Origin of the sequence: Pseudomonas sp. Eqa60 (assembly GCF_018326405.1) — a bacterium.
Classification (GTDB): Bacteria; Pseudomonadota; Gammaproteobacteria; order Pseudomonadales; family Pseudomonadaceae; genus Aquipseudomonas; species Aquipseudomonas protegens.
On record NZ_AP024342.1, the window covers coordinates 4,630,963 to 4,645,173 of the forward strand.

Sequence of the window (14,211 nt, forward strand, 5' to 3'; positions counted from 1 at the left end):
GAAAGGTGTTGGCCCAAATACTAAAGCACTTGTCCCGTTACAGCATGGGGTCCACGGTTTATTCCCCGCATGCTTCACTGATCGGGGCTGCACCGCAGAAACAAGGAAGTGGCCCCGGGAGCATCAACCCTGCGCCGCACAACAATAACAACGAGGTCGTCATGCCCGAATTCGCACCTGCTACACACCCCGCCCCGACTCGGCCACACCGCTGGAGGCCATCATCATCGGCAGCGGCTTTGGCGGCCTGGGCATGGCCATCGCCCTGCGCAAGGCGGGCGTGCACCGTTTCGTCATTCTTGAAAAAGGCCAGGACGTGGGCGGCGTCTGGCGCGACAACAGCTATCCCGGCGCTGCCTGCGACGTGCCCTCGCACCTGTATTCGTTTTCCTTCGAACCCAACCCGCACTGGTCCCGGGTGTTCGCGCCCCAGGCAGAAATCCATGGTTACCTGCAACATTGTGCCGGCGTCTATGAGCTCAAACCCCATATCCGCTTCGGCGCCGAGGTGCGCCATGCCGAATTCGATACCGCCAATGCCTGCTGGCATGTCACCTGCGCCGATGGCCAGCGCCATGCCGCCCGCCTGCTGATCAGCGCCACCGGCCAGTTGAGCCGCCCGGCCCTGCCCGACCTGCCGGGCATGGCCAGCTTCCGCGGCCGGGTCTTCCACTCCGCCCACTGGGATCATGACTATCCCCTGGCGGGCAAGCGGGTGGCGGTGATCGGCACCGGCGCCTCGGCCATCCAGTTCGTCCCGGAGGTTGCCAGGCAGGTGGCCGAACTCAAGGTCTTCCAACGCTCACCGGCCTACATCATGCCCAAGGCCGACCGCCCCTACAGTGCCGAGGAAAAGCAGCGCTTCCTGCGCCAACCCTGGAAGATGAAGCTGGTGCGTGCGGCCCACTACCTGCACTTCGAATCCCGGGCTTTGGGCTTCACGCGCCTGCAGGGCCTGACCAAGTGGGTGGTCGGTGGCCCGTTCAAGAAGCTGCTGCACACCTCGGTCACCAGCCCCGAACTGCGCCGCCAGATGACCCCGGACTACCCCATCGGCTGCAAGCGCATCCTGCTGTCCAACGACTACCTCAAGACCTTCGACCAGCCCCATGTGCACCTGCTGACCCGAGGCATCCGGCAGATCACCGAGCACGGCATCGAAACCCTGGACGGCGAGGAACACGCCGTGGACGCGATCATCTATGGCACCGGTTTCGCCGCCACCGAGTTCCTCTCGCCCATGCGCATCACCGGACGCGACGGGCTCGACCTGAACCAGGCCTGGCAAGGTGGCGCGGCGGCCTACCTGGGCATCAGCGTGCCGGGTTTTCCCAACTTCTTCATGCTCTACGGGCCCAACACCAACCTGGGCCACAACTCCATCATCCATATGCTGGAAAGCCAGATTTCCCACGTCATGCAGGCCCGCCAGGCCCTGCTGGACAGCGGCGCCAGCCATGTGGAAGTGGACGAGCAGCACCACCAGCGCTTTCAACTGGGCATCCAGCGCCGCCTGGCCACTTCGGTGTGGAGCGGCTGCAAGAGCTGGTATGTCGACGAACGGGGGCACAACAGCACCAACTGGCCAGGCTTCACCTGGTCCTACCGCTGGCTGGCGCGCTATGCCGGGCTGGCGGCCTATCGCCTGTCCAGCCCGCTGGACACCCAGTCCCCAGCCTGCGACGGGCAACGCATAGCCGCCCCCCAGGACTGGTTGGAGCGGGCCAACGCAGCCTTCCTGCGGGTTTTCCTGCGGGTCAGTTTCAGGGCCTTGATCGGCCCGCCCCGGGCCCTGGCCAGCCAGCGCAAGATCGTCGACCGGTTGTCATGGCTGATGCCCGGCTGCCTGGGCGTGAACCGCCGGAGCATGCAGTTGGACGGGCTCTCGTTGCAGATTGTCGACCCCGGAACCAGGGCGCCCAAGGGGGTGATTCTCTACCTGCACGGTGGCGCCTTCTGCCTGGGCAGCCCGCGCTCTCACTACAGCGTCACCAGCCGCCTGGCCAGGGACAGCGGCTGCGCGGTGTGGGTGCCGGACTACCGGCTGGCCCCGGAACACCCCTACCCCGCCGCGCTGGAGGATTGCCTGGCCTGCTACGACGCGATCCGCGCCCAGCTCTGCCCGGCGGACAAGCTGCTGATTGCCGGCGACTCCGCCGGCGGCGCCCTGGTGCTGGCCCTGGCCCTGGCCCTGAAGGAGCGTGGTGACGGGATTGCCGCCGGGCTGATGCTGCTGTCGCCGGTCACCGATCCGGACCTGGGCGGCGCCAGCATGCAATCGCACCAGGAGGCCGACCCGATGATCCGCCGCGACTGGCTGGAGCAAGCCCTCAAGGCCTACGCAGCGCCCGTTCAAGCACTGAGCCACCGCCCCCTGGAAGCAGACCTGCGCGGCTTGCCACCGATGCTGATCCAGGTGGGCGACCAGGAACTGCTGCTGTCCGACTCCACGCGCCTGGCTGAGCGTGCCAGGCAGTCCGGGGTGGCTTGCCAGTTGGAAATCCACCAGGGCCGCTGGCACGTGTTCCAGTTGCAGGCGTTCTACCTGCGCTCCGCGAGAAACGCCCTGCTGGGCCTCGCCCGGTTTGCCCGCCAATGCCTGGAGACCGCAGGCCAAACCCCGCAGGCAGCCGACTCACCCCGTACGACACAGCCTGCAACAGATCCGCAACCCAGCTGAACCGGCCGCCCTCGCCCAAAGCATGGTGGCGGGGGCGGCCCGGTCAACCGGCGCCGGCGCGGGCCGCGCCAAGTTCTGATGGCAAGATCCGGGTTCTGGAGGTAAAACAGAGCCCCTCGAAAGTGGCCGACCCGGCCACGCAGAAAACCCGGACGCTGTTCCAGCGCCCGGTGGCGTTTTTTTCACGATCCATCCATCAGTGACCAAGGGACCAGCACTTATGAGCAGCGAGCACGACACACCCGGTGAAGCACTGCGCTTGAGCAGTACCGATATCCGCATCCTGGGTTCGTTGATCGAAAAGCAGGCCACCAGCCCGGAAACCTATCCCCTGACTCTCAACGCCCTGGTGATTGCCTGCAATCAGAAAACCAGCCGCGAACCGGTGATGAACCTGACCCAGGGCCAGGTCGGGCAAAGCCTGCGTGCCCTCGAAGCCCGGGGCTTCACCCGCCTGGTGATGGGCAGCCGCGCCGATCGCTGGGAACAGCGCCTGGACAAGGCCCTGGAACTGGTGCCGGCGCAACTGATCCTGTGCGGCCTGATGTTCCTGCGTGGCCCGCAGACGGTCAACGAACTGCTGACCCGTAGCGGGCGCATGCATGATTTCGAAGACAGCGAACAGGTCCTGCACCAGCTCGAACGCCTGATTGCCCGGGGCCTGGCCCTGCACATTCCGCGGCAGGCCGGCCAGCGCGAAGACCGTTATACCCACGCCCTGGGTGACCCGGCGGACATCGAGGCAATCCTCGCCGCCCGCAGCAACCCGGTTGAGCGCAGCGCCGGCGGCGCGGTTTCAGTGGAACGCATCGAAGAACTGGAAGCGCGGATCGCTGCCCTGGAAGAGCGCCTGGCCCAACTCGAATGCTGAACCCCGGAGCCGCTGCCGCAGGCTGCGATCGACCTCGAAGGGGGCTTCAGGGCCCTGCTGGCCCTGCGGGCCTTGTCGCGGCCTGCGGCAGCGGTGACAGGGCTTCGGCCTCAGGGGCGGGCGAAGGCCACGGCCTTCTGGAACTGCTCTTCGCTCGGGCGCACCCCGGTATAAAGCACGAACTGCTCCAGCGCCTGGATGGCAATCACTTCCAGCCCGGTGATAACCTGCTTGCCCTCGGCCCGGGCCCGCAGGATCAACGGCGTCTCCGGCGGCACCGCCACTACATCGAACACCGTCTGCGCCGCCTTTATCGCCTCGGCGTCGAACGCCAGCTGCTGCGCCTCTGGCCCGCCGCTCATGCCGATCGGGGTGACGTTGATCAGCATCTGCGGCCGCAGGCTGCCCAACTCGGCCTGCCACTCATAACCCAGGGAGCTGGCCAGGGCGCGCCCGGCCACTTCGTTGCGGGCCACGATCACCCCGTTGGCATAACCACCATCACGCAAGGCACTGGCCACGGCCTTGGCCATGCCGCCGCTGCCGCGCAGGGCAAAGCTCGACTCTCGAGGCACCCCGTGGCCCGCGAGCAATTGCGCCACGGCGATGTAGTCGGTGTTGTAGGCCTTGAGATGGCCGTTGGTGTTGACGATGGTATTGATCGAGGCAATGGCCCGGGCCGAGGCGTCCAGCTCATCCACCAGGGCGATGCAGTCTTCCTTGAACGGCATGGACACCCCGCAACCGCGGATGCCCAGCGCCCGGATCCCGGCGACGGCGCCGGGCAGGTCCTGGCTGCTGAAGGCCTTGTAGTAGAAATTGAGACCCAACTGCTCATACAGGTGGTTGTGAAAACGCAGGCCGAAATTCCCCGGGCGCCCGGACAAGGACATGCACAACTGAGTGTCTTTGTTGGGGTTCATTTGCATATCGGTTTCCTCGCTCGGCACTTTCAGATGGACGGGATTGGTCTGGCGCGCCGCTTGGCCTGATCATATCGGCGCGTGTTCACCGGCCTTCGCCACCGCCCAGGGATGACGGTAAAGAGACCGGTACAGACCTTACACAATATTTACTCAGCGGCTGTGCAGATTTCGCAGGAACCGCTGTCTTAGAAGTATCCCCGCGTCAGTTCTTGAGTCTGGTGCAGACCATAAACGCTGGGGTTGAACCGAGGAATGACCATGATCTCCAAAATCCCCAAGATAGCCTTGCTCATTGGTGCACTCGCTGTCGCAGGCCAGGCTTCAGCCCACGGTGGTGGTGGCTGGGTCGGGCCCGCCGCCTTGGGTGCTGTTGTCGGCGCTGCCGTAGTGGGTTCGGTGATCGCCAACCAGGATCGCCCGGTCTATGTGCAGCAAGCGCCGGTGTATGTCCAACCGCAGCCGGTCTATGCCGCACCGCCACCACCGGTCTACTACCAGCCGGCACCGGTCTATGTGCAGCAACCGGTCTACTACCGCCCGGCACCGGTGTACTACGGGCCACCTCGCGGTTACTACGGCCACCCGCATTACTACTACGGCCCGGGTCCCGGCCGCTGGTAAGCACTGGCAGAATCAAACAACAGGCCCCGCCCCCAAAGCGGGGCTTGTTGCATTTTGCCACTATCCGAATGTCTGAATAATTCTCAAGCATGTCGTGACTGGAACAGTATTTGCGTTTAAATCCGGCAATAGTGTACTGATCCCACGGCTGCGGTGAGCGACATGCGACTGTCATGTTTGTGTCATTCAAGGACGACAAGATCGACACAGTCCGCTCGCCACAGGCCCATAACAACAAGGACGAATCCATGCCCACGCAAAACCCGCACCGCGTCGCCGGCCTCTGCACCTCCAGCCGGGTGTACGACGCCCTGACCGAACTCAAGCACCTGGAAGGCCACCGCAGCGCCAAGTTCCTCTCGCTGCTGGCCCAGAACCTGGTGCGCAAGGGCCTGCTCAACGAGCAGGAAGTGCTGCACATGCTCGACCAGGTGGTGGACTGAACTGCCGGCTGCGGTAGCACCGGCATCAATGTCCACTATCAGATTGGGTGATTTTTCGTAGCACTTCGGGCTTTGTAAGGTAACCCCCTCAGATCGAGGAGGTTGTCATGCCCAAGATTCAGATCATGTCCGTCATTGGCAGCGCGGTCCCCGCATCGCTCAGGGAACTGGGGTTGCTGGCTTGCTGGTACCTGGTGCGCGACGGCGAGATGGTCAGCGGCCCGCTGACCTCCCTGCCCGCCGCCCAGACCCTGTCCCGGCAACTGGCGCTGCGCATCGTCCAGCCCTAGGGCAACTGCACCCGGGGCCGGGTCTCGACGAACAGGGCCCAGCTGGACATGAACAGCGCGGCAATCAGGGGCCCGATGACAAAGCCGTTGAGGCCGAAGATCGCCAGCCCTCCCAGGGTCGAGATCAGAATCAGGTAGTCTGGCATCTTGGTGTCCTTGCCCACCAGGATCGGCCGCAGCAGGTTATCCACCAGGCCGATCACGAACACCCCGAACAGCCCCAGCACCACCCCTTGCCAGATCGCTCCGCTGATCAGGAAGTAGGCCGCCACCGGCCCCCAGACAATCCCCGCCCCCACGGCCGGCAACAGTGACAGGAACGCCATCAGCACCGCCCAGAGCAAGGCGCTGGGAATGTCGAGGAACCAGAAGATCAAGCCCCCCAGGGCGCCCTGGGTCACCGCCACCAGCACATTGCCCTTGACCGTGGCCCGCACCACTCGGTTGAACTTCAATTGCAGGCGGCGCTTCTGGTATTCCGCCAGGGGCACGGCGGTGCGGATCTTGCGCACCAGGTCCGGGCCGTCGCGCAGAAAGAAGAACAGCAGGTAGAGCATGATAAAGAAGCTCACCACGAACTCGAAGGTGCCCTGGCCGAAGCTGAAAGCCTGGGTCGCCAGGTACTGGCTGCCCTGCATCGCGCTCTTGACCACCTTCTCCTGCAGCCCCTTGAGTTCGCCCAGGCCGAAGCGGTCCAGCAGGTGCTGGAAGTACGGCGGCAGGCTGTGCTTGAACTGAGCCAGGTAGGCGGCGATATCCAGCTGGCCGCTTTCGATTTTCTTGTACAGCTCGGCCCCCTCCTGCACCAGCAGCACGCTGGTGATGATCACCGGCAGAATCGCGATCACCAGGCAGATCAACAGGGTGCACAGGGACGTCAAGTTGCGCTGCCAGCCGAAGCGGGCCTGCAGCCGACGCTGCAAGGGGGCGAAGACAATGCCCAGGATCACTGCCCAGAACAGCGCACCGTAGAAGGGCAGCAGAATCCAGATAAAGGCCAGGGTCACCAGTGCCAGCAACAGCAGCAGGCTTTTGTTTTGCAGGTTGGTTTGGTTCATCTACAGGTCCAGGTCTGTCACGCGGAAAATCAGCGTCCTGAGGCTTAGTCCCCGGCCGCGGCGCCGAGTGCCGTTTTTTCTGCTGTCGGCATAGATCCAGATCAATGAATACCCTAGCGCACTGGCTTACCCTCGCGACCTTTTGCGACCGACAGCCCCATGACGCTCCTCGCCAAACCCGAACTCCTGGCCCCCGCCGGCACCCTGAAGAACATGCGCTACGCCTTCGCCTATGGCGCCGACGCGGTGTACGCCGGCCAGCCGCGCTACAGCCTGCGGGTACGCAACAACGAATTCGACCATGCCAACCTGGCCCTCGGCATCCGCGAGGCCCAGGCCCAGGGCAAGCGCTTCTACGTGGTGGTCAACATCGCCCCACACAATGCCAAGCTCAAGACCTTCCTCAAGGACCTGGCGCCGGTGATCGAGATGGCCCCGGATGCGCTGATCATGTCCGACCCGGGGCTGATCATGCTGGTACGCCGGCACTTCCCGCAGATGCCGATCCACCTCTCGGTGCAGGCCAACACGGTGAACTGGGCCAGCGTCGAGTTCTGGCTGCAGCAGGGCCTGACCCGGATCATCCTGTCCCGGGAACTGTCCCTGGAGGAGATCGAGGAAATCCGCCAGCAGGTGCCGGGCATGGAGCTGGAAGTCTTCGTCCACGGGGCGCTGTGCATGGCCTACTCCGGGCGTTGCCTGCTGTCGGGCTACATGAACAAGCGCGATGCCAACCAGGGCACTTGCACCAATGCCTGCCGCTGGAAATACAGCGCCCAGACGGCCACCGAGAATGCCGTGGGCGACATCGTGCAGAGCTACCAGCCGGAGCCGACCCTGGGCCTGGGCGCCCCCACCGACCAGGTGTTCCTGCTGCAGGAAGCCAATCGCCCGGGCGAGCTGATGCCGGCCTTCGAAGACGAGCACGGCACCTACATCATGAACGCCAAGGACCTGCGGGCGGTGCAGCACGTGGAGCGCCTGACCCGCATGGGCGTGCACTCGCTGAAGATCGAGGGGCGCACCAAGTCGCACTTCTATTGCGCACGCACCACCCAGGTCTATCGCCGGGCCATCGACGATGCCGCCGCTGGCCGCGAGTTCGACCGCCAGTTGATGAGCGATCTGGAGTCCCTGGCCCAGCGCGGCTACACCGAGGGTTTCCTGCGCCGGCATGTGCATGACGAGTATCAGAACTACCAGAACGGCAGCTCGGTGTCGGAGCGCCAGCAGTTCGTCGGTGAACTGACCGGCGAACGCCGCGACCGCCTGGCCGAAGTGAAGGTGAAAAACCGTTTCGCCCTGGGCGATCACATGGAACTGATGACCCCTCGGGGCAACTTCCACTTCGACCTGCACCAGTTGCAGAACGCCAAGGGCGAAGCCATCGAAGTGGCGCCAGGTGACGGCCATACGGTGTACCTGCCGATCCCTGATCAGGTGGACCTGCGCTTTGGCCTGCTGATGCGCGATATCAGCGCCTGAGCCGTGCAGGTAACACCCTGATGTAGCTGTTGACGGGGGCGGTAGGACATTCTGGTGGGCTGCCAAAAGACCGCCACGCAAGGCCCTTCGGGCCTTTTCGCAGCCTCGCAGGCTTGGCAGCGGCTACACCAGCCACCGGCGCCCCGCCCTCAGATACGGAATTGTCCCACCAGCCGCCCCAGGCGCTGACCCAGATCCGCCAGGCTGCGGGAAGTCTGGGCGCCGCGCTGGGTTTCATCGGCCACACTGTCCACCGCCACGGCGATCTGATGCACGCTGCGATTGATCTCCTCGGCCACCGCAGTCTGTTCTTCCGCCGCACTGGCAATCTGCGCGTTCATCGAATTGATGGTGCCGATCAACTGGGCCATGGTGTCCAGCGACGCCCCGGCTTCGTTGGCCTTCACCGAGGTGCCGTCGCCGGCATCGCTGGAACGGCGCATGGCGTCCACCGCCACCCGGGTGCCCTGCTGCAGGCGGTCGATCATGCCCTGGATTTCCTGAGTGCTCTGCTGGGTGCGGCTGGCCAGGGCCCGTACTTCGTCGGCCACCACCGCAAAACCGCGCCCGGCCTCCCCGGCCCGAGCCGCTTCGATGGCGGCGTTCAGGGCCAGCAGGTTGGTCTGCTCGGCGATCGAGCGGATCACGTCCAGCACGCTGACAATCGACGTCACGTCCTGCTGCAGGCTGTCCAGGGAAGTGCCGCTGTTGCGGATATCGCTGACCAGCGCATGGATCTGCTGGATGCTGCCATCCACCACGCGCTTGGCCGCCTGGCCCTCTTCATCGGTCTGCTGGGCGGCAACGGCTGCGCCCTGGGCGCTGCGGGCCACCTCGTGGGCTGCGGAGGACATTTCGTTGATCGCCGTGGCCACCTGATCGGTCTCGTGGCGCTGGCGCTCCATGGCCTGTTCCGAACGCTGGGCCTGATCCGAGACCTGGGTCACCAGCTCGGTGAGCTGGCCGGTCATCTCGGTGATCTGCCGCACCAGGCCGTGGATCTTGTCGACAAAGCGGTTGAACGAGCCGGCCAACTGCCCCAGTTCGTCCTGGCTGGTAATGGCCAGGCGCCGGGTCAGGTCGCCCTCGCCGGCGGCGATATCGTCGAGGTTGGCTTTCATCAGGTTCAGCGGGCGCAGCATGGTGTTGGCCACCAGCATGCCCAGGGCGGCGATCACCACCAGCACCACCGCGGCGATCCCGAGGATGCTCAGGACCATGCCTTCCATGCGCTGGTTGACGCTGCTCTGCACTGCGGCGACCTGGGCGTCGATGCCATCGAGGTTGACCGAGGTGCCCAGCACCATGTCCCACTTGGGCAGGTACTCGGTGTAGCCCAGCTTGGGCACCAGCACGTCGCTGCCCGGCTGGGTCGAGCTGTATTGCACATAGTGGCTGCCGTCCTTGCCGACCCGCACCAGCTCGCGGTTGACGTACACACCATTGGGGTCGCGGTTGTCCTTGAAGCTCTTGCCCACACCGTCCGGGCTGTTGCCCTTGAACAGGCGCACAGTCTCGGAGTCGTAGCCGAAGAAGTAGCCGTCCTTGCCATAGCTGATATTGGACAGCAGCTTGACCACTTCGGCCCGGGCGGCCTGATCGCCCTGCGCCGCCGCATCGTAGAGCGGCTTGACGGTAGTCAGCGCGACTTCCACATAACTCTGCAGGGTGGCCTTGGCTTCAGTCAGCAGCCGGTTGCGGGTTTCCTCGACTTCCTTCTGTGCCTGCTGGCGCAGCATGAGCACGGTGCTCAGGCTGATCACCAGGGCGAACAGCAGTACCGGGAGTACTGCCAGGGACAGGACTTTGGCCTTCAGGCTCAAGCGCATAGGGGGCTCACTCTTGGTTTTTTATTGGCGTGATATGCGGTTAACGGCACGCCAAAAAAAAAGTTGAGCCTGAACCCGTAGGAGCCGGCTTGCCGGCGAAGGGGCCCTCGAGCCTTGCACCGAGCTTGGCGATGCCTTCGCTGGCAAGCCAGCTCCTACGACAACCCCCGGCTTCTACGAGAGCGAGATGATCAGAGGACCATGGCCGCCACCCAGCCGAAGGCCAGCAGCGGCAGGTTGTAGTGCAGGAAGGTCGGAACCACGGTGTCCCAGATGTGGTGGTGCTGGCCGTCGATATTCAGGCCCGAGGTCGGTCCCAGGGTCGAGTCCGAGGCCGGCGAACCGGCATCGCCCAGGGCACCGGCGGTGCCGACGATGCAGACGATGGCCAGAGGGCTGAAGCCCAGTTGCACACACAAAGGCACGAAGATCGCCGCGAGGATCGGCACCGTGGAGAACGACGAGCCGATGCCCATGGTCACCAGCAGGCCCACTAGCAGCATCAGCAAGGCGCCCACGCCCTTGCTGTGGCCGATCCAGGCCGCCGAGGCCTGGACCAGGGAATTGACCTCGCCGGTGGCCTTCATCACTTCGGCGAACCCCGAGGCGGCGATCATGATGAAGCCGATCATGGCCATCATCTTCATGCCTTCGGTGAACAGGTCGTCAGTCTCGCGCCAGCGCACGATGCCCGACACCGAGAAAATCAGAAAACCGCACAAGGCACCGATAATCATCGAGTCCAGCAGCAGCTGGATCACGAACGCCGCGACTATGGCCGCCGCGGCCACCAGCAGGGTCCGCGGGTTGTACTGCACCGCCACCTGCTCGACCTTCTCGATGCGGTCCAGGTCATAGACGCGCTTCTTGCGGTAGCTGAAGAACGCCAGCAGCAAGCCGCAAAGCATGCCCAGGGCGGGAATGCCCATGGCGTGGGTGACGTTGACCTGGCTGATATCGACGCCGCTGCGGGCCACGTTGGCCAGGAGGATTTCGTTGAGGAAGATGTTGCCGAAACCCACCGGCAGGAACATGTAGGGGGTGATCAGGCCGAAGGTGATCACACAGGCGATCAGCCGGCGATCCAGTTGCAGCTTGGTCAGCACATACAGCAGCGGCGGCACCAGCAGCGGAATGAAGGCAATGTGGATCGGCAGGATGTTCTGCGAGGCAATCGCCACCACCCACAGCAGGCCGATCAGCAGCCACTTGACCTGGCCGCCGCCGTTGGCGTCCTGCCGGTCCACCAGCAGCAGGATCTTGTCCGCCAACGCGTGGGCCAGCCCGGATTTGGCAATCGCCACGGCGAAAGCACCGAGCAAGGCGTAGGACATGGCCACGGTGGCACCGCCCCCCAGGCCGCTATTGAAGGCCTTGAGCGTGGCCTCGATGCCCAGGCCGCCGGCCAGGCCGCCCACCAGGGCGCCAATGATCAGGGCGATCACTACATGCACGCGGGACAGGCTGAGCACCAGCATTACGCCAACCGCGGCAATTACTGCGTTAATCATCGTTACCTCATTACTGCGCCGCTAAAAATGGCGCAAAAGCCTGTGACCGACCGGAAGGCAGCGGGCTGCCGACATCGAAATGAAAGAGGTTCTTATTAGGGGGGCGCACTTTGCAGCAGCCGACCCGGCTTGTCAAAACCCCGCACCCCGCCGCCCGCAGGAGCGAGCTTGCTCGTAAAGCCCCCAAGACCAACCCCGTACCCGTGGCGAGGGAGCTTGCTCGCACTGGGCTGCACAGCAGCCCCAGCGCCTCGCGGTTTATTTCGAACAAGCGTTTAAAGAACGCCATTGGTCGGCCGCTACAGTGCAAAGTCTCAGATATTTATCGAATAAAGGACGTCTCCATGTCGCTCAGACAACTTTCCATCCAATGGAAAATCACCTTGCTGGCCGGACTCTGCCTGTTGGGCATCGTGTCGCTGTTGGTGGGGCTTTCGCTGTATCGCATGGAGCACAGCTCCGAGCTGGTGAAGGCCTCGAGCATGGAGATGCTCAACGAAGCCGCCCAGGCGCGGATCGAGGCCCAGGGTGAAGTCCAGGCACTGGGCATTCGCCAGCAATTCATGGACGCCTATCAATACGGCCACGGCTTCTCGCGCCAGGTGCTGTTCCTGCGGGAACAGGCCGAGAAACGCTTCCTCGACGCCTTCGACCTGCGCGAGGACCTGACCCGCCAGGTCAAGTCGGCGCTGCAGGCCAACCCCGACTTGCTGGGCCTGTCCCTGGTGTTCGAAGCCAACGCCCTGGACGGCAAGGACGAGTTGTTCGGCGGCCAGAGCGAACTGGGCAGCAACGAAAAGGGCCGCTTCGCCCTGTACTGGTCCCAACCCACCCCGGGCAAGCTGACCTCCATGTCACTGCCCGAAAGCGACATGAGCGACACCCGCACCGGCCCCAGCGGCCAGCCGGCCAACGCCTGGTTCACCTGCCCGCGCAGCACCCTCAAGCCCTGCGTGATCGAACCCTACTTCTATGACATCGACGGCCAGAAGGTGCTGATGACCAGCATCGTCTTCCCGCTGATGGTGGACGGCAAAGTCATCGCTTCGCTGTCGGTGGACATCAACCTCAACAGCCTCCAGGCCATCAGCCAGAGCGCCAGCAAGCGCCTCTATGCCGGCCAGACCAACGTCAGCATCCTGAGCCCGGCGGGCCTGCTGGCCGGCTACAGCCCGGACGCCAGCAAGCTCAGCCAGCGCCTGGACAGCGTCGACACCACCAACGGCGCCGAGCTGATCCGCCTGCTGGCCAACAGCACCCAGACCCAGAGCCTGCACAGCAACCGTGAACTCAAGGTGCTGGCGCCCTTCACCCCGATCCCCGGTGGCAAGGCCTGGGGCGTACTGCTGGATGTGCCGGAAAAAGTCCTGGTAGGCCCGGCCGAAGCCCTGAAAAGCGAGCTGGATGCGCGCAACAACAGCGGCACCCTGATCGAGCTCGGCCTGGGCCTGCTGGCCGCGGTGGTGGGCCTGTTGCTGGTGTGGCTGATGGCCCGCAGCGTGACCCGGCCGATCCTCGGCGTGGCCCACATGCTCGAAGACATCGCCAGCGGCGAAGGCGACCTGACCCGGCGCCTGGCCTACGACAAGCAGGACGAACTGGGCCAACTGGCCGGCTGGTTCAACCGCTTCCTGGACAAGCTGCAGCCGATCATCGCCGAGGTAAAACGCTCGGTGCAGGACGCTCGCGGCACCGCCGACCAGTCCTCGGCCATCGCCACCCAGACCAGCGCCGGCATGGAGCAGCAGTATCGCCAGGTGGACCAGGTGGCCACCGCTTCCCATGAAATGAGCGCCACCGCCCAGGACGTGGCCCGCAGCGCGGCCCAGGCCGCCCAGGCCGCGCGGGATGCCGACCAGGCCACCCGCCAGGGCCTGAACGTGATCGACCACACCACCCGCAGCATCGACTTGCTGGCCGCCGACATGAGCGCCGCCATGACCCAGGTCGAAGGCCTGGCCGCCAACAGCGAGCAGATCGGTTCGGTGCTGGAAGTGATCCGCGCCATCGCCGAGCAGACCAACCTGCTGGCCTTGAACGCGGCCATCGAAGCCGCTCGCGCCGGGGAAGCCGGCCGCGGCTTCGCGGTGGTGGCCGATGAGGTGCGCAACCTGGCCCAGCGCACCCAGGAGTCGGTGGAAGAAACCCGCCAGGTGATCGAGCAACTGCAGAACGGCACGCGGGAGGTGGTGGGTTCGATGAACAACAGCCATCGCCAGGCCCAGGGCAGCGTCGAACAAGTGGGCCAGGCGGTCACCGCCCTGCGCCAGATCGGCGATGCGGTAACCGTGATCAGCGACATGAACCTGCAGATCGCCAGCGCCGCCGAACAGCAGAGCGCGGTGGCCGAAGAGATCAACAGCAACGTGGCGACCATTCGCGATGTCACCGAATCGCTGTCGGAGCAGGCCAATGAATCGGCGCGGGTCAGCCAGTCGCTCAACAGCCTGGCCAACCAGCAACAGAGCCTGATGGACCAGTTCCGCGTCTGACCCCG

11 protein-coding genes are annotated in these 14,211 nt (G+C 64.6%); 7 read left to right on the forward strand and 4 right to left on the reverse strand.

Annotated features, from left to right (window positions below):
* Positions 1 to 253 precede the first annotated feature (253 nt).
* Together KI242_RS20925 and KI242_RS20930 are read left to right on the forward strand one after the other, a co-directional pair.
* Complete coding sequence (locus tag KI242_RS20925) at positions 254 to 2,680, forward strand: alpha/beta hydrolase fold domain-containing protein (protein ID WP_212805533.1); 2,427 nt, start codon at positions 254 to 256, stop codon at positions 2,678 to 2,680.
* A 220-nt stretch (positions 2,681 to 2,900) separates the two neighbouring features.
* A complete protein-coding gene (locus KI242_RS20930; protein ID WP_212805534.1) occupies positions 2,901 to 3,551 on the forward strand; it encodes a DUF480 domain-containing protein in 651 nt (216 codons plus the stop codon).
* A 110-nt stretch (positions 3,552 to 3,661) separates the two neighbouring features.
* Here the strand turns inward: KI242_RS20930 and KI242_RS20935 are convergent, their stop codons facing one another.
* Positions 3,662 to 4,480: a shikimate 5-dehydrogenase gene (locus KI242_RS20935; RefSeq protein WP_011062289.1), complete on the reverse strand. Its 819-nt coding sequence runs from the start codon at positions 4,478 to 4,480 to the stop codon at positions 3,662 to 3,664.
* Between the two features lie 249 nt (positions 4,481 to 4,729).
* Between KI242_RS20935 and KI242_RS20940 the strand changes: the two genes are divergently transcribed.
* The 3 genes from KI242_RS20940 to KI242_RS20950 all read left to right on the forward strand — a co-directional run bounded on the left by KI242_RS20940 (position 4,730) and on the right by KI242_RS20950 (position 5,831).
* The gene (locus KI242_RS20940) at positions 4,730 to 5,098 is read left to right on the forward strand and encodes a hypothetical protein (protein WP_015636359.1); all 369 of its coding nucleotides are present in this window, start codon (positions 4,730 to 4,732) and stop codon (positions 5,096 to 5,098) included.
* Between the two features lie 248 nt (positions 5,099 to 5,346).
* Positions 5,347 to 5,541, forward strand: coding sequence for a hypothetical protein (locus tag KI242_RS20945; protein WP_011062291.1), 195 nt, complete (start codon positions 5,347 to 5,349; stop codon positions 5,539 to 5,541).
* A gap of 107 nt (positions 5,542 to 5,648) precedes the next feature.
* Positions 5,649 to 5,831, forward strand: coding sequence for a hypothetical protein (locus KI242_RS20950; RefSeq protein ID WP_011062292.1), 183 nt, complete (start codon positions 5,649 to 5,651; stop codon positions 5,829 to 5,831).
* On the opposite strand, the gene KI242_RS20955 is transcribed toward KI242_RS20950, so the two are convergent.
* Positions 5,828 to 6,889, reverse strand: coding sequence for an AI-2E family transporter (locus KI242_RS20955; RefSeq protein ID WP_053152773.1), 1,062 nt, complete (start codon positions 6,887 to 6,889; stop codon positions 5,828 to 5,830). The two genes, KI242_RS20950 and KI242_RS20955, sit on opposite strands and share 4 nt — an antisense overlap.
* A 159-nt stretch (positions 6,890 to 7,048) precedes the next feature.
* Here KI242_RS20955 and yegQ point away from each other — a divergent pair, with 159 nt between their 5' ends.
* Positions 7,049 to 8,374, forward strand: a complete 1,326-nt coding sequence (gene yegQ / locus KI242_RS20960) for a tRNA 5-hydroxyuridine modification protein YegQ (protein ID WP_125063513.1) — start codon at positions 7,049 to 7,051, stop codon at positions 8,372 to 8,374.
* A 149-nt stretch (positions 8,375 to 8,523) separates the two neighbouring features.
* Here the strand turns inward: yegQ and KI242_RS20965 are convergent, their stop codons facing one another.
* Together KI242_RS20965 and KI242_RS20970 are read right to left on the reverse strand one after the other, a co-directional pair.
* Positions 8,524 to 10,203 carry a methyl-accepting chemotaxis protein gene (locus KI242_RS20965; RefSeq protein ID WP_011062295.1) on the reverse strand — a complete coding sequence of 560 codons (1,680 nt, stop codon included), beginning with the start codon at positions 10,201 to 10,203 and terminating at the stop codon, positions 8,524 to 8,526.
* A gap of 191 nt (positions 10,204 to 10,394) precedes the next feature.
* Positions 10,395 to 11,711 (reverse strand): Na+/H+ antiporter NhaC family protein, encoded by a 1,317-nt coding sequence (locus KI242_RS20970; RefSeq protein WP_161466524.1) that lies wholly within the window; start codon positions 11,709 to 11,711, stop codon positions 10,395 to 10,397.
* A gap of 347 nt (positions 11,712 to 12,058) precedes the next feature.
* Between KI242_RS20970 and KI242_RS20975 the strand changes: the two genes are divergently transcribed.
* Entirely contained in the window at positions 12,059 to 14,206 is a 2,148-nt protein-coding gene (locus KI242_RS20975; protein ID WP_212805535.1) for a methyl-accepting chemotaxis protein, read from the forward strand.
* Positions 14,207 to 14,211 lie beyond the last annotated feature (5 nt).

What these genes read in the sequence shown, in the direction of transcription:
- KI242_RS20925 (WP_212805533.1), top strand. Translation starts at nt 254, where the DNA reads ATGGCCATCGCCCTGCGCAAGGCGGGCGTGCACCGTTTCGTCATTCTT.
- KI242_RS20930 (WP_212805534.1), top strand. Translation starts at nt 2,901, where the DNA reads ATGAGCAGCGAGCACGACACACCCGGTGAAGCACTGCGCTTGAGCAGT.
- KI242_RS20935 (WP_011062289.1), bottom strand. Translation starts at nt 4,480, where the DNA reads ATGCAAATGAACCCCAACAAAGACACTCAGTTGTGCATGTCCTTGTCC.
- KI242_RS20940 (WP_015636359.1), top strand. Translation starts at nt 4,730, where the DNA reads ATGACCATGATCTCCAAAATCCCCAAGATAGCCTTGCTCATTGGTGCA.
- KI242_RS20945 (WP_011062291.1), top strand. Translation starts at nt 5,347, where the DNA reads ATGCCCACGCAAAACCCGCACCGCGTCGCCGGCCTCTGCACCTCCAGC.
- KI242_RS20950 (WP_011062292.1), top strand. Translation starts at nt 5,649, where the DNA reads ATGCCCAAGATTCAGATCATGTCCGTCATTGGCAGCGCGGTCCCCGCA.
- KI242_RS20955 (WP_053152773.1), bottom strand. Translation starts at nt 6,889, where the DNA reads ATGAACCAAACCAACCTGCAAAACAAAAGCCTGCTGCTGTTGCTGGCA.
- yegQ (WP_125063513.1), top strand. Translation starts at nt 7,049, where the DNA reads ATGACGCTCCTCGCCAAACCCGAACTCCTGGCCCCCGCCGGCACCCTG.
- KI242_RS20965 (WP_011062295.1), bottom strand. Translation starts at nt 10,203, where the DNA reads ATGCGCTTGAGCCTGAAGGCCAAAGTCCTGTCCCTGGCAGTACTCCCG.
- KI242_RS20975 (WP_212805535.1), top strand. Translation starts at nt 12,059, where the DNA reads ATGTCGCTCAGACAACTTTCCATCCAATGGAAAATCACCTTGCTGGCC.